This is a genomic window from Cellvibrio sp. BR, from assembly GCF_000263355.1.
Classification (GTDB): Bacteria; Pseudomonadota; Gammaproteobacteria; order Pseudomonadales; family Cellvibrionaceae; genus Cellvibrio.
Window position 1 is genome coordinate 206561 of the sequence record NZ_JH668200.1, and the last position, 16880, is coordinate 223440.

Genomic DNA, 16880 nt, shown 5'->3' on the forward strand with positions numbered 1-16880 from the left:
CTACCACCACACAGTGCTGCTATCCCGCCCGCTGGGCGCCTAGTCTTGGAACCCGCTATGAACGAGAAAAAAACCACTCACTTTGGCTTTCAACAAGTTCCTGTCGAAGAGAAAGCAGAGCGTGTCGCCGAGGTATTCCACTCAGTCGCCGCCAAATATGACGTGATGAACGACTTGATGTCCGGCGGCATTCACCGCTTGTGGAAGCGTTTCACTATTGAAGCCTCAGGTGTGCGCGCCGGTCACAAGGTTTTGGATATAGCCGGTGGCACGGGCGACTTGAGCTATCAATTTGCCAAGCTGGTCGGCGCCAATGGGCAGGTGATACTCGCCGACATCAACGCCTCCATGCTTGGCGTGGGTCGTGACCGCCTGACCGATCGCGGCATCGCCGGCAACATCAACTTTGCCCAGTGCGATGCGCAGTACCTGCCGTTTCCCGATAATACTTTCGATTGCATTACCATCGCCTTCGGCCTGCGCAATGTCACCGATAAAGACCTCGCCTTGCGCTCCATGCTGCGCGTATTAAAGCCGGGCGGACGATTGCTGGTGCTGGAATTCTCCAAACCGCAGAGCGAAATCCTCAGCAAAATTTACGATACCTATTCCTTTAAAGTGCTGCCGTTTATGGGCAAGCTGGTGACTAACGATGCCGAGAGCTATCGCTACCTCGCCGAATCCATCCGCATGCACCCGGATCAACAAACCCTGAAAGACATGATGGATGCCGCCGGTTTTGTGCGCACCGAATTCCACAATATGACCGGCGGTATAGTCGCGCTACACAAAGGGATTAAACCTTAATGGCTGGCATGCTTAGCACCGCCGCACTCGCCAGCGCGGAAAAAATGCTTAACACCGCACTGCGTTACGATCCCGCTACACGCATTGGGCTGATGCAACTGGAAGGCAAAATTCTCGCAGTGCAAATCACCACACCGGCGATCACGGTATTTATGCTGCCGATGGATGACGAATTGCGCTTGATGGGCAACTGGGATGGCGATGTGGATACACGTATTAATGGCTCGCTGCTGGCGCTCGCACAATTAGCACACACCGAAATCCACAATTTAAAAGACAGTGGTGTGACGGTGATGGGCGATTTAAGCCTGCTCGCCGATTTGCAGCGGCTGATGAAAAACCTCGATATCGACTGGGAAGAAATGCTCAGCCAATTCACCGGCGATATTATCGGCCACCAAACCGCGCAGCTGATTCGCGCGCAATTCGGCTGGGTTAAAGATCGCGCCACCAGCGCCCAGCGCCTGACCAGTGAATTTCTCACCGAAGAATTAAAAGCCCTGCCCGCCAAACCGGAATTGGAAGATTTTTACCAGCAGGTAGATGATTTGCGTTTGGCAGTAGATCGTGCAGCCGCACGCATGGAAAAACTCATTAAAGAGAAATCAAATCCGTGATTGTTTTTTTTCGTCTGTTAAAAATCCTGCGTGTATTTGCCCGCTATCGTCTCGATCAACTGCTGCCAACTAACCTGCCGTTTGCGGCACGCGCGCTGTTGCTCTTGTTCAAATTATTCCCCCAACCTACATCACCCAGCGGAGAAAAACTGACTCGCGGTGAATGTTTACGGCGCGCCTGCGAAGACCTGGGGCCAATCTTTGTAAAATTTGGTCAGCTGCTGTCAACACGGCCGGATTTAGTGCCCGGCGATATAGTGCTCGAACTCAATCACCTGCAGGATAACGTCGCCCCCTTTGCCAACGACGAATTCCAGCACATTGTTGAGACCTCACTCGGCGCCAGTGTCGATACCATTTTTGCCAGTTATGACAAAGCACCGCTGGCCTCAGCTTCCGTCGCACAAGTGCATACGGCGGTATTAAAAGATGGCCGCGAAGTGGTCATCAAAGTCGTGCGCCCCGGCATTGAACAAGTGATAGAGCAGGATATTGAATTGCTGCTGTTAGTCGCCCGCTGGGTAGAAAAAAATACGCTGGACGGCAAACGTTTGCACCCGGTGGAAATTGTGCAAGATTATCGCACCACCATTTTTGATGAATTGGATTTACAGCGTGAAGCCGCTAACGCCTCACAATTGCGCCGCAACTTTTTAAACTCGCCGCTGCTCTATGTGCCCGAAATTTATTGGGATTACACGCGCAGCAATGTGTTGGTGATGGAGCGCATTTACGGTATTCCAGTAACGGACATCAACGCTCTGACCGCACAACATACCGATATGAAAAAACTTGCCGAGCGCGGCGTGGAGATTTTTTTCACCCAGGTGTTCGAGCACAATTTTTTCCACGCCGACATGCACCCGGGCAATATTTTTGTGTCCGCTAAAAACCCGCAGCTGCCGCAATACATTGCGGTGGACATGGCGATTGTCGGCTCGCTTACGCGCGAGGATCAATATTATTTAGCGCGCAACCTGCTCGCTATGTTCCGCCGCGATTATCGTTTGGTAGCTGAACTGCACGTGCAAAGCGGCTGGGTACCCAAGACCGTGCGAGTAGAAGAATTGGAAGCGGCGATCCGCACTGTATGCGAACCCATTTTTGAAAAACCGCTGAAAGAAATTTCCTTTGCCAATGTGCTGCTGAGTTTATTCCGCACCGCGCGCCGCTTTGATATGGAAGTGCAACCGCAATTAGTACTGCTGCAAAAAACCCTGCTGAATATTGAAGGCTTGGGCCGCCAACTCTACCCGGATTTGGATTTATGGGTGACTGCCCATCCGTTTTTGGAACGCTGGCTGAAAAACCGTTTCCATCCCAAATCACTCTGGGGTGAACTCAAACGCTACGCGCCCGAGTGGATGGAAAAATTCCCGCAGGTGCCGGATCTGATTTTTAACAGCCTGCAACAGTTACCGCTCATCAGCCAAAAACTGGATGCACTGGAACGCGATGTAAGCCGCCGTAATATGCAACAGCATCGCGGTCGCCGTAAACTGATCGCACTGGTGGCCTTTGGTGGGGCGGGTTATTTCTTCTATCAAGACACCCAAGGTTCGGCAGTATTAAGGGATTGGCTGATAGCGGATGTATCACCGGCAAGCATCGCGTTGGTGGCGATTGGTTTGCTGGCACTCTGGTTTAAAAAGTAATAACAAACTCATCGAACCAGTGATGGCAGCCTACCTATGTGTGCAAGTATGGTTGTACGCATACAAGTATTTGCGCCTATATAACATCCTTCTGCACTACAGCCTGAATGCTAAACAAAACTTCATAATCACCGCGTAGCTATTCTGATTCCTTCTGTTATTATCGAATATCAACAATAGCGATAGCGAAGGATTTCATTGTTATGTCGAGTGCGACGCGTATTCTGTTAGTGGATGATACCCCCGAGAATCTGGATGTGCTGAGCGGCATTCTGGAGGATTTGGATTGCCAGCTAATTGTTGCCACCTCCGGGGAGCGCGCATTGGAGTTGGCGACACGCCGTCTGCCCGATTTAATCCTGCTCGATGTGATGATGCCCGACATCAATGGTTTTGATGTTTGCACCCGCCTGAAAGGCGACCTTAGCACCACGGAAATTCCGATTATTTTTGTCACCGCGCGCACTGACGATATCAGCCAAGGGTTTCGCGTAGGCGGCGCCGACTACATTACCAAACCGATTAATGCCGACGAAGTGCGCGCCCGCGTGCGTCACCAATTGGAACGGCAGGCAATGCTCGCCGAATTAAAATCCTTTAATCGCGAGCTGGAAACCAAAGTGCGTGAGCGCACCTCCGAACTCACCATTGCCAATCGCCAATTGCGCGAAGAAATTAATGAGCGTCGCTATATGCAAGACCGCCTTAATTACCTCGCCACCCACGATTTTGTTACCCGCCTCCACAACCGCAACGCCCTTGAATCCTTTGTCTCCGAATTACTCGCCCGCATTCAAGTGCAGGACGTGGACGCGTCGTTTTTGATGATCGATATCGACCGCTTCCGCTTGATTAATGAAAGTTGTGGTTGTATTGCCGGCGATGAATTGCTGCGTCAATTTGCCGATACCATCAGCGGCCTATTAACACGCAATGATTTTTTTGCCCGTCTCGGTGGCGACCGTTTTGCGGTGGTGACTTATTGCGATGAGGGCGACAAAGGCTACGCGCTGGCGCAATCTATTTTGACGCACCTGCAAGATTTTAATTTCCAGTGGGAAGATCGCCAATTCAAATTAGCGGCCTCTATTGCGACGGTGCCGCTCACCCGCACTATGGTGAGTTACGATCAGGTGATGCTCGCCGCCGATGAAGTGATTTTTGTGGCCAAGCAGGAAGTGCGCGGCGGCATTTACAGTTATGAAGACGCCGCCAAACGCAGCAGCCTGCACAAAGAAAATATCAACTGGGCCTCGCGCCTGGTGGATGCCATTCACAACCAATCCTTCCGCGCTTATTTCCAGATGATCGAATATTTTCCGGCCACGCGGAAAGAAGATGTTCCGCAGTATCGCCTGGAAGTATTAATGCGCCTGTGGGATGCGGAACATCAACGCATGATCTCACCGGGTGAATTTATTGGCCCCGCCGAGCGTTTGCATTTAATTCCGGAACTGGACAAGTGGATGCTCAACGCCACCCTGTCATTTTTTACCCAGCACCGCGAGTTACTGGAACAAATGGATATGGTGTCCATTAATATTTCGGCCTTCTCGATTCGCGAAACCCAATTCGCCCAATCCATCATCAATAGCTTCCGCCAATTTAATTTACCGCCGCAAAAATTCTGCTTTGAAATTACGGAAACCCAGGCAATTGTAAACGTCGATTCCGCTCGTCACTTTATGCAGCAATTGCGTGAATTTGGCTGTCACTTTGCGCTGGATGATTTCGGCAGTGGTTTTGCCTCCTACGCTTACTTGCATCAACTCTCGTTCGACAAAATAAAAATTGACGGTATTTTTGTGCGCGATATGGATAGCGATGTATCGCACTATGCGATGGTGAAATCCATTGTGGAAATGGCGGCTTCACTCAATAAAGAAGTCATTGCCGAATTTGTTGAAACCGAGGAAGTTGCGCAAAAGCTCTACGCTTTGGGTGTGCGCTGGGGTCAGGGCTACCATCATCATCGCCCACAGGCATTAAACTATCAGGCACTGGAAACCCTGTTGCTAAATAAAGTGCAGCAGGGCAGTTAATAACAATAAGGAAACTCGCCAGTGGTGATGAGCAAGCGCAAAAAAATCTATCTCCTGGCGAAATTGCCAGTATTAAACCTGATGTTTGCAGTAGGGTATTTTTTTCTGGCGCAATGTGGCTCCGCCTGGAGTTCACTCACGGCGCAAGTTTCTTTAATTTGGCCTGCTGCCGGGTTTGCACTGTTTGGCCTTTTATTATTTGGTTTGCGTATCGCACCGGGTTTATTGGTAGGCGCTTTTGCCACCAACTTCAGCATTCATCTTTATCCCGCATTTGGTATTAGCTTCACCACACTACTTGCAGGCGGAGTCGTCAGCACCGCCATGTTGCTGCAAGCCATTATTATTGCGCGCATTAATCAAGGGATTTTAAGCCGAAACCTGCTGGTGAATTTACCGCGCACACTGGGTTTTATCAGTAGCGTATTTGGTTGTGCCTTAATCGCCCCCTCCGTGGGTATTGCTACTTTTTCTTACCTTGGTTTGATACCTGATGTGGAGTTGGGCAAGGCTTGGGCATTTTGGTGGATGGGTGACAGTATTGGCATGCTGACCTTCACCGCGCTGTTTGCCTGGGTGCTCATTCCCCGCGTGCGCCACAACACTCACGCCCAAGCATTTTTATTGCTGTGTGTGGGAGTGGGTTTAGTATTTTTTTTAGTCTCAGCCCTCGGTTATATCCAACATTCTGAAGCGCAGCGGCTCGCTGATGCAGCCAGTGCCATGACCTTAGCTGCAAAATTGGATGAAGCGCCCTGGTATCAACCCAGTTGGCTGCAATTTTCCGCACTCGCTATCGGTCTGACGTTAATTGGTTTGTTGTCAGCGTATATTCGCACGCGCCAACAGCACGATGAATTACTCAATCAAAACCAACGCAAATTGGAAGAGGAAATTCTCTCCCACACCCAAGCGCTGCGCAAAGCCAATGATTGGCTGTTAAACGAAGTCGTACAGCGCCAGCAAGCACAGGAACAACTGCAGGAATCGCAACAGGCCCTGCGCGCACGGGAACAACATTTGCGCAGCCTGCTCGATAATATTCCCGACCCGGTGTGGTTCAAAAATCTGCAGGGGGTTTATATCAGCTGCAACAAAGCCTTTGCCGCGATGCTGGAATTAACCGAGGCAGATATTATTGGCAAAAGCGAAGAGCAATTGGTGAGTGCGGAACTCGCTGCCTTGTTTCAACAAAATGACCAGGCCACACTCAATAGCGACGCCGCGCATCGCTATGAACAATTGATTACCATCAGCCCTGAGCAGCAATATTTACTCGACACGATCAAAGTATCGCTGCGCGATGACACGGGTGAGGTGGTGGGAATTTTGGGCATCGGGCGCGATATTTCCGCGCAAAAAAATGCTGAGCGCCAGCTCTCTTACGCCAAGGAGGCCGCCGAAGAAGCCACACGCGCCAAAAGCCGTTTCCTTGCCAATATGAGCCATGAAATTCGCACGCCGTTAAATGCCGTGTTGGGTTATACGCAATTATTAATGCGCGATGAAAAAATTACCGGCACCCAGCGCGAGCGGTTGCAATTAATTTTGGTGTCCAGCCAGCGCTTGCTGGGATTGATCAACGATGTATTGGATTTATCCAAAATTGAATCTGGCGTGCTCAACTTGCGCAAAGAATATTTTGATTTGCATCAGGAAGTGGCGGACATTCAAACCATTATGGCGGAGCGCGCCGACACCAAAGGGTTGCAACTTATCACCCAGGTAGATTTACCCAGTCCCTATATTGTGAAAGGTGATCGCCAAAAAATTGGGCAAATATTATTAAACCTGTTGGGCAATGCCATTAAGTTTACTCCGCAAGGCAGCGTCAGTTTGTACGTTGCCAATTTGCAGGGTGAAGTGGAATTTGTGATTGGCGATACCGGGCCGGGAATTTCAGAGGATGAACTGGCCGAACTATTTGCCGCGTTTAAACAAGGGCAAGCCGGTGAGGACGTGGGCGGTACCGGATTAGGTTTGACACTCTCGCGCCATTTGGCTGAAGGCATGGGCGGTAGCTTGCAGCTCTCCAGTGTCTTGGGTCAGGGCACACTCGCGCATCTGCGCTTGCCACTGGTGAGCGAAAATATTTTACTCGACCCGCGCGATACCAATACCCGCGTAACACGGATGGCCGAGGGCTGCCAGGTCAAAGCACTGGTGGTAGAAGATGATTTTGCCAGCTGTGAAATTTTAGTGGATTTATTACAGCAAATTGGCTGTGACACTTACGCAGCACACGATGGCCGCGAAGGTTTGGCTATGTGTCACGCGCACAACTTCGATATTGTTTTTACTGACATTCGTATGCCCGGTATCAATGGTTTGGAAATGTTTCGCCAATTGCGCGCGCGCACTAATTACCAAACAACGCCGATTGTGGCGGTCTCGGCCTCCAGCCTTGAGCATGAGCGCAGTTATTATTTAGCCCAAGGCTTTCAGGAATTTATTGGCAAACCCTACGCGTTTGACGATATTTATAATGCCTTGCGCCATTTCACCCGCGCACATTTTGATGGCGATAATCACCATGAAAAGTCCGTGCCCAACCCCGCTGTTGAATTGCTGCAGCAACCCGATTTACAGCCAATCAAACTTTTGCTGAATGAATTTGTCGCCGCCGCCGCCAGTGGCGATATGGGCAATTGTAAAAAAATGATGGCAGAGTTAACCGCTGAACAACTAGGTAAACAGCGCCATCAACAATTGTTAACGGCACTGCGGCAATACGATTTGGAACGGGTGGAAGCGCTGGTTAGCGAGTGGCTAAATGCGCTGGCAGAAGAGAATTAACATATCCACTTTTGCTTATTCAATCACCGCGCCCCAACCGTCGGATTCACCACCCAGCGGGCCTGCCAGTTCATTCAAATGTGCCTGAATCCGCTGTATTTCATGGTATTCCGGCACCATAGTGATAAACGCCACCACCGCCCAGAAAGGCCAGGACTCTTCATTCTCCGTAGTCATGGCTTCGCCCTCTTCCAAATCGCCCTCATCATAAAGCGCATGGGCTTTGTAGCCAGCCGTTTGTAGCACCTGCTCTATTTGCAGCGCAGTGGCTTCATCGGGGCAATGCACACCAAATTCCAAATCCATCGCCTGGGTTAAATCTATGCCGTGTTCGTGCAGCATTTGTAACAGACCGCCATCGTCATCATTCGGGAAGTTCATCATGTTCTCCGGTAAACATAAATAATCACTGCCCATAAGATCGGGCAAATAAGGGGTTATTCCATTTCAAGCAAAAAGGTTACTGGCCCATCGTTAATTAATGCGACTTTCATATCGGCCGCAAAAATACCCGTGGCGACTAACGAGTGTTTACTGCGCAACTGTGCGACAAAATAATCATACAGTTCCTGCGCTGCAGCCGGTGGTGCGGCGGAGGAAAAACTGGGGCGCAGCCCCTTGTTGGTATCGGCTGCAAGGGTAAATTGCGATACCACTAAAATACCGCCCGCCACTTGCTGCAGATTACAATTCATTTTGTTGTTTTCATCGGCGAAGATCCGGTAGGCGAGGATTTTGTCGATAAGTTTATTGGCTGTCTCCGGTGTATCGTTTTTTTGAATGCCGAGCAATAGCAAAATACCCTGACCAATTTCACCGACCACTGTGTTATCGACAGTGACTGACGCTTCGCTAACCCGTTGCAATAACCCTAACATGTTGTTTCCGTGTATCACCTGAATAAATTTTTGCCTTGCTAAAAACAACGGAGCCATCAGGCTCCGTTAGCTGTACGCCGAAACACTCGGGGCATCAGGCAAGGCGATCACTGGTATGCAGAATTTTTTTGGCGAGATCATCGGTCGCGCGTATCAGGGCGTCCACAATTCCTGGCTCCCGCGAGGCGTGGCCCGCTTCGCGGATGATTTGTAACTCGGAACCCGGCCAGGCTTTGTGCAGCGCGTAGGCGTTGTCGAGCGGGCAAATCACATCGTAGCGACCGTGCACAATCATGCCGGGAATACCGGCGAGTTTATGGGCGTCGCGCAGAATTTGGTTCTCCTCCAAAAACGCATTATTCATAAAATAATGCGCTTCAATACGCGCGAGCGACAACGCGCGATGGGGTTCAGTAAAGGAGTCCACCACATCCTGACAGGGTTTGAGTGTCGCCGTGCGCCCCTCCCAGCCAGCCCAGGTTTTGGCGGCAGACATTTGTTGGATCTGGTTTTCACCAATGAGTTGGCGATAGTAAGCGGCGATCATATCGCCGCGCTCTGCTTCAGGAATTTGTGCGACAAAGTCATCCCAAAAGTCGGGGAATAAACGGCTTGCGCCCTCTTGATAGAACCAGAGCAGATCGGTGCGGCGGCAGAGAAAAATCCCGCGCAAAATTAACCCCAATACTCGCTCGGGATAAGTTTGTGCGTAAACCAGACTCAGGGTTGAACCCCAGGAACCGCCAAACAGCACCCACTTATCAATACCGAGCGTGGTGCGAATGACTTCAATATCCTCCACCAATTTTTGTGTGGTGTTATTTTCCAATTCTGCGTGGGGGCGCGAACGGCCAGCGCCGCGCTGATCAAACAAAACGATGCGATAGACTTCCGGATCAAAAAAGCGGCGGTCGTATTTACCACAACCCGCACCGGGGCCACCGTGTACAAACAATACGGGGATGCCATCGGGGTTGCCGGATTCATCGACATACAATTCGTGGGGGGCTTCTACAGCGATCTGGTGACGTTGGTAGGGTTTGATCTCGGGATAAAAAATCTGCATAAACTCGCCTTGTTCGGGTCAGTGTTCGGGTCTACAACACCGGGATTAGATTGTCATAAAGGTAGCACATCCCCCTGTTAAACCCGAATCTTTTCTCTGTGCAAGCATCCGCCAAAATCGCTTAACAAAGCTTTATTTGCTGCCCATCACCCCGCTTGTTACCCTGAGTCAAATTGATTGAGGAGACTGCTATGACATTATTTACCCCCCTGCGCAAACTCGGTTTACTGGCTTGCCTGATCGCTACCCCCATGGTGGATGCCAAAACTCTGGACGTAAAAACCGAAACCGGGGCGATTCAAGTAAAAACCATCGCAGAAGGCTTGCAAAACGTATGGGGCATGGCGTTCCTGCCCGACGGCCGCATGTTAGTCACCGAGCGCGCCGGGCGGATGCGCATTGTCGGCGCCGATGGCAAAGTAGGTGCGCCGCTCGCTGGCTTGCCGGACATTTACGCCCAAGGCCAAGGCGGTTTACTGGATGTGATATTGGCACCAGATTTTGCCGCCAGCAAACGTATCTATTTCAGTTATTCCGAGCCGGGTACCGGTGGCAATAGCACCGCAGTGAGCTATGCAACACTCGCGGGCGACAAACTCGAAAACGTCACCCGGGTATTTAGCCAACAACCTAAAATTGATTCCAGCGCGCATTTCGGTTCGCGCTTGGTGTGGGCGCCGGATGGCACCTTGTTTATCACCCTGGGCGATCGCTACAGCCAAAAAGACAAAGCCCAAACCCTGGATAACCATCAGGGCAAAGTCGTGCGCATTAATGCCGACGGCACAGTACCAGCCGATAACCCCTATGTAAAAACTGCCGGGGCACTGCCCGAGATTTGGTCTTACGGCCACCGCAATGTGCAAGGCGCCGCGATTAACCCGCTCACCCAAAAGCTCTGGACCGGTGAACATGGCCCGCAAGGCGGCGATGAATTAAATATTGATGAAGCGACCAAAAATTACGGTTGGCCGGTAATCACCTACGGTGAAAATTACGGCGGCGGCAAAATTGGCGAAGGCACTCACAAAGCGGGCATGGAGCAACCGGTTTATAAATGGGTTCCTTCTATCGCAACAGCCGGTTTTATTTTTTACACCGGCGATAAATTTCCACAGTGGAAAAACAATATTTTACTCGCCAGCTTGCGCGAACAAACTCTGGTGCGTTTGACACTGGAAGGCGACAAAATCACCAAAGAGGAGCGCCTGCTGAAAAAAGAACTGGGCGCACGCTTCCGCTCGGTAGTGCAGGGGCCAGATGGTTTGATTTATCTGGTGAGCGATGAGAGCAAAGCAAAAATTTATCAACTATCACCCAAATAATTTTTACGCCTTAACCTGAAAAAGTTATGCTGAACTCCCGCTACGGCGGGAGTTTTTATTGGCGAGTCAGAAGTGAATTAATTTATGTACGACGGTGAATTTATTTTTGTGTACGGCACCTTGCGCCGCGCGTGCAGCACAGGGGCACACAATATTTATTTGGCAGGTGCAGAATTTATCGACAGCGCAGCAGTAGATGGCACTTTGTTTCGGGTTAGCTATTATCCGGCGCTGAAACTCGATAACAGTGGGAGCAAGGTGATTGGAGAGGTTTATAAACTCCACTCCGCGGAGCAATTAGCACGATTGGATGTGTATGAAGAGTGCGATTACCCCGCACAACCGGATCAGGAATATCAACGCCAGAAAATTAATTTACTAACGACGTCAGGAGTAGCGCTGTCGGCATGGGTTTACGCTTATCAACACGCCAGTGAGGGTTTGGAAATTATCACCAGTGGCGACTTTCTGAACCCTTAATTATTTATCACGCACGCGTAGCTTTTGCAGTAACGCTTATCTGCCCAGCGGCGATAAACACGATCCACCAGCCCCGACCAAATTCGCCAGCGCAGCGGCTTCCATAAAAAGCCCATGGGTGTAAATGACCAGGCCGCTACATTCGCCTCCACGCCTAACAGCCAGCGACCATCCGGCAATAACAGATGCAAATCGCGCAACATCTGCTCGCGCTCTGCCTCACTAATACTCAGCAGCGAGTGAATATCCACCAGGGTTAATCCAGCACGTTTGTGTTTGCGTAAAAGAGCCATCTCCCCTGCGCACAATGGACAGCGGCCATCATAAAAAAGTTGGGCGCTTTGGATGGGCAGGGGCAATGGCATAAATCGCAAACCTCAATTAACGAGTGGTTTCTCAAACGTTAATACTTACGCCAGTTCTTCCCACCTGGATCAACGCTCGCCTTGCCGGACTCACAGCGAGCGGGTATGTTGTGCTGCTTTAGCGCCGCAGGTTTTAGCGCATCGCGTTTTACGGAGATAGATAATGAGTCAATACACAGCACTGAATTACGACATAGACCCGATTTTTCACGCCGCCAATAAACCCAAGGCAAAAATCGGTATTGTGCTGGCAAATCTGGGCACGCCCGATGCCCCCACCACACCCGCCCTGCGTCGCTACCTCGCAGAGTTTTTGGCTGATCCGCGAGTGATTGAAGTACCGCGCGTGATTTGGATGCTGATTTTGCACGGCATTATTTTGCGCGTGCGCCCAAAAAAATCTGCTGCGCTGTATAAAAGTGTGTGGACCAGCGAAGGCTCGCCGCTACTGGCAATTAGCAAACAACAACAGGTGGCGATTCAGGAACAGCTGGGGAATGGCTTCAGTGTTAAATTGGGCATGCGCTATGGCAACCCGTCCATTCACAGTGCGCTGCGTGAATTGCAACTCGAAGGCGTGCGCAAAATTATTGTGTTGCCACTCTACCCGCAATACGCTGGCCCCACCACCGGCTCAACCTTTGATGCCGTAGCGATGGAATTAAAAACCTGGCGCTGGGTGCCGGAGTTACATTTTATTAATAATTATTGTGATGAGCCGCTCTACGTGGAAGCACTGGCTAACTCTGTGCGCGAGCACATTGAACAAAATGGCCTGCCGCAAAAAATTATTTTTTCCTATCACGGCATGCCCAAACGTTATTTAACCTCGGGCGACCCCTACTTTTGTCTGTGTCAAAAAACCACGCGTTTGGTGCAGGAAAGACTGGGCTTGGATAAAAACACATGCCTCACCAGTTTTCAATCGCGTTTTGGTCGCGAGGAATGGCTGAAACCCTATACCGATGAAACATTGGAAAATCTGCCGAAAGACGGCATCAAAGATATCGCGATTATATCGCCGGCATTTAGCGCCGACTGTTTGGAAACCTTAGAGGAATTGGCAGTGGAAAATCGCCATGCGTTTATAGCAGCGGGCGGAGAAAAATACGCTTACATTCCAGCCCTGAATGACCGCGCGGATCATATTCATGCGCTGGTGGAATTATTAAAATCAAAGGTATAGAAACCTCCCTGTCTTTTTAAAAAAGGCAGGGAGCAAATTATTTTTTATTTAATACCGCCAACAGCAACACCCAAAAACACAACACCAAATTAAACAAAGGAATTTGCAATTCTGTGGGCATGGCATAAACCACACTCACTGCCGGAATCCACACCAACCAGTTGGATAAAATAACCGTGGGAATTTTCACCAAGAAAAATTCCCTGCTCATTGCCTGCCGCATTGCACGAACACTCCAGCCGGACTCCATCCATAGATACACAATAGTAATGCCCGGTGCCGCCCAGAGTGCACTGTAAAGAAATTGATCCACCGCCATTTTAGTGGCTATCGTCGGTAAGTCATTACCACTACCAAACCACTGCTCCTGCAGGCGATAGAAAAAATCCACCTCCATGCCTTTTAATCCCCAAAAGACAATATAAAAAATCAGTAACACCAGAAGGTTGCAACGCGGCGGAAGGCTATTGCTTAACCACAAATACAGGAATGGAATTAATCCACCAAACAGCGCGGTAGCAATAAATGAATAACCAAATCCGTAAGTTTGTTTTAACTCGCCAAATAAGGTGAACGCCGGCTTGGCGGCAGGGATAAAAAAATAAACCAACAACATACTGACTGCAAAAATTTGCAACACCAAACCAGGCAAGAAATTTTGTTTAAACGCGATGAAAATAGCTTGTTTGATGTTCATTGGGAATGTCCAATAAGTGGCTTGTTGTGCAAAAAAAATCCCCGAGGTTTTACGTCGGGGATTTTTGCAAAACAGAACAATTATTTAATCAGGCAATAATCGTTACGCTTTTTTGCCGCGCTTACGCTCGTTTTCGGTGAGCAGTTTTTTGCGCAGGCGGATGCTTTGTGGCGTTACTTCTACCAATTCGTCATCTTCAATAAATTCCAATGCTTGCTCAAGAGTGTGACGGATAGGCGGAGACAGGGTCAGCGCATCGTCAGTACCGGAAGCACGTACGTTGGTCAATTGCTTGGCTTTGGTTGGGTTTACTACCAGGTCATTGGAGCGCGAGTGAATACCCACGATTTGACCTTCGTACACTTCCACACCAGCACCGAGGAACAAACGACCGCGATCTTGCAGTGGGTGCAGGCCGTAGGCGAGGGTTTTACCTTTCACCATGGAAACCAATACACCGTTTTGACGCTTGGCGACTTCACCCTCTTTTACCGGGCCGTAGTGGTCAAAAATACTGGTCATGATGCCGGAACCGGAAGTCATGGTCAGGAACTGGCCACGGAAACCGATCAAGCCGCGCGATGGGCAGAGGAATTCCAACTTGATGCGGCCTTTGCCATCCGGCTCCATATTGTTCAGCTCGCCTTTACGCAGGCCAAGCTCTTCCATTACTTTACCTTGATGCTCTTCTTCAACGTCGATAACCACTTGCTCGAAGGGCTCATGTACCACGCCGTCGATAATTTTCTGAACCACTTCCGGGCGCGATACACCCAACTCGTAGCCTTCACGACGCATGTTTTCGATCAGTACCGACAGGTGCAATTCACCGCGACCGGAAACGATAAATTTATCCGGTGAATCGCCTTGCTGTACGCGCAGCGCTACGTTGGCAATCAATTCCTGATCCAAACGGTCTTTGATGTTACGGCTGGTGACGAACTTGCCTTCTTTACCAGCAAAGGGCGAGTCATTTACCTGGAAGGTCATGCTCACGGTTGGCTCGTCAATCGACAGTGCTGGCAAGGGCTCAATACAATCCGGGCTACACAGGGTATCGGAGATACCGAGTTTATCGACACCGGTAATACACACGATATCGCCCGCGTAAGCTTTGTCGGTCTCGATACGTTGCAAGCCGTGGTAACCCATCACTTGCAGCACTTTCGCTTTACGGGTGTTGCCTTCGTGGTCAACCACCACGATCTGTTGGTTGGGCGACAGACTGCCGCGAGTGATACGGCCAATACCGATAACACCCACATAGCTGCTGTAGTCCAGCGCCGAAATTTGCATTTGGAAGGGGCCGTCCAGGTCAACTTTAGGCGGCTTCACTTTGTCTACGATCATTTGGAACAGCGGAGTCATGTCATCGGCGATGTCATCGGGTGACAGGCCAGCAACACCATTCAACGCGGAGGCGTAAATGATCGGGAAGTCGAGCTGTTCTTCAGTCGCACCCAAGCGGTCAAACAGGTCAAATACTTGATCTACCACCCACTCAGGGCGAGCGCCGGGACGGTCGATTTTGTTGATCACCACAATCGGGTTCAAACCTTGTTCAAACGCTTTGGAGGTTACAAAACGGGTTTGTGGCATTGGGCCGCCAACGGCGTCCACAATCAGCAATACCGAGTCAACCATTGACAATACGCGCTCTACTTCACCGCCGAAGTCGGCGTGGCCGGGAGTGTCCACGATGTTGATGCGATAGTCATTCCATTTGATGGCGGTATTTTTCGCCAGAATGGTAATGCCGCGCTCGCGCTCCTGATCGTTGCTGTCCATGATCAGGTCGGCGCCGTCATCGCGACGATCAAGGGTCCCTGATTGGCGCAACAACTGGTCAACCATAGAGGTTTTGCCGTGGTCAACGTGGGCGATAATGGCGATATTGCGTAGTTTTTCGATTGCTGAATTGTCTGTCACTATGGAATTACTCTTGGGTATGCGCCTAAAGAAAGGCAAATGGGGAAGCGTAAAAAGGCGCGCATTATACCTATGAAGGTGTTGCACGGATATGCTTACGGCGCCTCTATTGGCGAAATTTTAAGCTGTTAGTGTAAATACTTCGGGTATATACTTCATGTATTCACATCATATGTGCGCCGGAAGCAGTTGCTTTGCATGGCCACTTAAATTTCAAGCAGCCGCCTGGTTGCAATCACTTTTAAACCTGGAAGCTCACTGTACGGGGCGACGGAGAAACAATCATGACACTTGCACGTGTTTTTCAATCCGGCAATAGCCAAGCCGTAAGGCTCCCTAAAGAGTTTCGTTTTGACGTAGACCAGGTTGAAATTTTTCGGCGCGGCGACGAAATAATCCTGCGCGCTGTATCACCCAATGCAGGCGCCATCTTTGATGCCCTTACCCAGCTCCCCGCCGACTTTATGGCACAAGACCGCGACGACCAGCCACCACAGGAAAGAGAAGACTTCTAAAGGAATAGCTATGCCAACACGCTACTTGCTCGACACCAACATCTGCATTTATATCGCCAAACATAACCCCTCATCTGTGCGTGAACGCTTCACCCGGCATGCCGCTAATGAGTTGGCCATGTCAGTAATTACCTTGGGCGAACTGCGCTTCGGTGCGGAAAAAAGCCATGCAAAAAACCGGGCGATGGCCGTTATTGATGAGCTTACTAACCTCATGAACATCGAAGCGCTAACGGATGAAGTGACCGGACACTACGGCGACATTCGCGCGGCGCTACAGAAATCCGGCCAGATCATTGGCAATAATGATTTGTGGCTCGCCGCCCACGCTCGATCGCAAGACTGGGTACTGGTAACCAATAACGAAAGAGAATTTTTGCGCGTGGACGGATTGAGGGTGGAAAATTGGGTGTAGTCGCGTGTAATGGCGATATCCAAATTTGTAGTTAAACTCCATAGTCGTGAGTGTAAAGATGTTGACGAAAATCAGGAATGCCAATCACTAACGCGCTTGATTTTGTA

General features: G+C 50.2%; 16 protein-coding genes. 10 read left to right on the forward strand and 6 right to left on the reverse strand.

Annotated elements, in window-relative coordinates:
- The first annotated feature begins 57 nt into the window (after window positions 1-57).
- The 5 genes from ubiE (at window position 58) to O59_RS00880 (ending at window position 7917) form a co-directional block, all read left to right on the forward strand.
- The gene (ubiE, locus tag O59_RS00860; protein ID WP_007638521.1) at window positions 58-807 is read left to right on the forward strand and encodes a bifunctional demethylmenaquinone methyltransferase/2-methoxy-6-polyprenyl-1,4-benzoquinol methylase UbiE; all 750 of its coding nucleotides are present in this window, start codon (window positions 58-60) and stop codon (window positions 805-807) included.
- Window positions 807-1424, forward strand: coding sequence for an SCP2 domain-containing protein (locus tag O59_RS00865; protein ID WP_007638522.1), 618 nt, complete (start codon window positions 807-809; stop codon window positions 1422-1424). Before ubiE ends, O59_RS00865 begins: the two co-directional genes overlap by 1 nt.
- The gene (ubiB, locus tag O59_RS00870) at window positions 1421-3079 is read left to right on the forward strand and encodes a ubiquinone biosynthesis regulatory protein kinase UbiB (RefSeq protein ID WP_007638524.1); all 1659 of its coding nucleotides are present in this window, start codon (window positions 1421-1423) and stop codon (window positions 3077-3079) included. Before O59_RS00865 ends, ubiB begins: the two co-directional genes overlap by 4 nt.
- Window positions 3080-3282: 203 nt before the next feature.
- Window positions 3283-5121, forward strand: coding sequence for a bifunctional diguanylate cyclase/phosphodiesterase (locus tag O59_RS00875; protein WP_007638526.1), 1839 nt, complete (start codon window positions 3283-3285; stop codon window positions 5119-5121).
- A 27-nt stretch (window positions 5122-5148) separates the two neighbouring features.
- The gene (locus O59_RS00880) at window positions 5149-7917 is read left to right on the forward strand and encodes an ATP-binding protein (RefSeq protein ID WP_157152429.1); all 2769 of its coding nucleotides are present in this window, start codon (window positions 5149-5151) and stop codon (window positions 7915-7917) included.
- 15 nt (window positions 7918-7932) lie between these two features.
- Here the strand turns inward: O59_RS00880 and O59_RS00885 are convergent, their stop codons facing one another.
- From O59_RS00885 to pip, 3 genes are all read right to left on the reverse strand, one after another.
- Window positions 7933-8346 carry a ribonuclease E inhibitor RraB gene (locus O59_RS00885; protein WP_157152430.1) on the reverse strand — a complete coding sequence of 138 codons (414 nt, stop codon included), beginning with the start codon at window positions 8344-8346 and terminating at the stop codon, window positions 7933-7935.
- An 8-nt stretch (window positions 8347-8354) separates the two neighbouring features.
- A complete protein-coding gene (dtd, locus tag O59_RS00890; protein ID WP_007638532.1) occupies window positions 8355-8795 on the reverse strand; it encodes a D-aminoacyl-tRNA deacylase in 441 nt (146 codons plus the stop codon).
- A gap of 94 nt (window positions 8796-8889) precedes the next feature.
- A complete protein-coding gene (gene pip, locus O59_RS00895) occupies window positions 8890-9861 on the reverse strand; it encodes a prolyl aminopeptidase (RefSeq protein WP_007638533.1) in 972 nt (323 codons plus the stop codon).
- Between the two features lie 191 nt (window positions 9862-10052).
- Here pip and O59_RS00900 point away from each other — a divergent pair, with 191 nt between their 5' ends.
- Window positions 10053-11186 (forward strand): PQQ-dependent sugar dehydrogenase, encoded by a 1134-nt coding sequence (locus O59_RS00900; RefSeq protein WP_007638536.1) that lies wholly within the window; start codon window positions 10053-10055, stop codon window positions 11184-11186.
- An 84-nt stretch (window positions 11187-11270) separates the two neighbouring features.
- Window positions 11271-11666, forward strand: a complete 396-nt coding sequence (locus O59_RS00905) for a gamma-glutamylcyclotransferase (RefSeq protein WP_007638537.1) — start codon at window positions 11271-11273, stop codon at window positions 11664-11666.
- On the opposite strand, the gene O59_RS00910 is transcribed toward O59_RS00905, so the two are convergent.
- On the reverse strand, window positions 11663-12031 hold the full coding sequence (locus tag O59_RS00910; protein ID WP_040390998.1) for a thiol-disulfide oxidoreductase DCC family protein: 369 nt from the start codon (window positions 12029-12031) through the stop codon (window positions 11663-11665). The two genes, O59_RS00905 and O59_RS00910, sit on opposite strands and share 4 nt — an antisense overlap.
- A 163-nt stretch (window positions 12032-12194) precedes the next feature.
- On the opposite strand from O59_RS00910, the gene hemH reads away from it, so the two are divergent.
- The gene (hemH, locus tag O59_RS00915; RefSeq protein ID WP_007638541.1) at window positions 12195-13217 is read left to right on the forward strand and encodes a ferrochelatase; all 1023 of its coding nucleotides are present in this window, start codon (window positions 12195-12197) and stop codon (window positions 13215-13217) included.
- A gap of 37 nt (window positions 13218-13254) precedes the next feature.
- Here hemH and O59_RS00920 read toward each other — a convergent pair whose 3' ends face one another.
- Together O59_RS00920 and typA are read right to left on the reverse strand one after the other, a co-directional pair.
- Complete coding sequence (locus O59_RS00920) at window positions 13255-13914, reverse strand: hypothetical protein (RefSeq protein WP_007638542.1); 660 nt, start codon at window positions 13912-13914, stop codon at window positions 13255-13257.
- A gap of 102 nt (window positions 13915-14016) precedes the next feature.
- Entirely contained in the window at window positions 14017-15843 is a 1827-nt protein-coding gene (gene typA / locus O59_RS00925; RefSeq protein WP_007638543.1) for a translational GTPase TypA, read from the reverse strand.
- A gap of 284 nt (window positions 15844-16127) precedes the next feature.
- Here typA and O59_RS00930 point away from each other — a divergent pair, with 284 nt between their 5' ends.
- Window positions 16128-16358 carry an antitoxin gene (locus O59_RS00930; RefSeq protein ID WP_007638544.1) on the forward strand — a complete coding sequence of 77 codons (231 nt, stop codon included), beginning with the start codon at window positions 16128-16130 and terminating at the stop codon, window positions 16356-16358.
- Between the two features lie 10 nt (window positions 16359-16368).
- Window positions 16369-16773, forward strand: a complete 405-nt coding sequence (locus tag O59_RS00935) for a type II toxin-antitoxin system VapC family toxin (RefSeq protein ID WP_007638545.1) — start codon at window positions 16369-16371, stop codon at window positions 16771-16773.
- The last annotated feature ends 107 nt before the right edge of the window (window positions 16774-16880 follow it).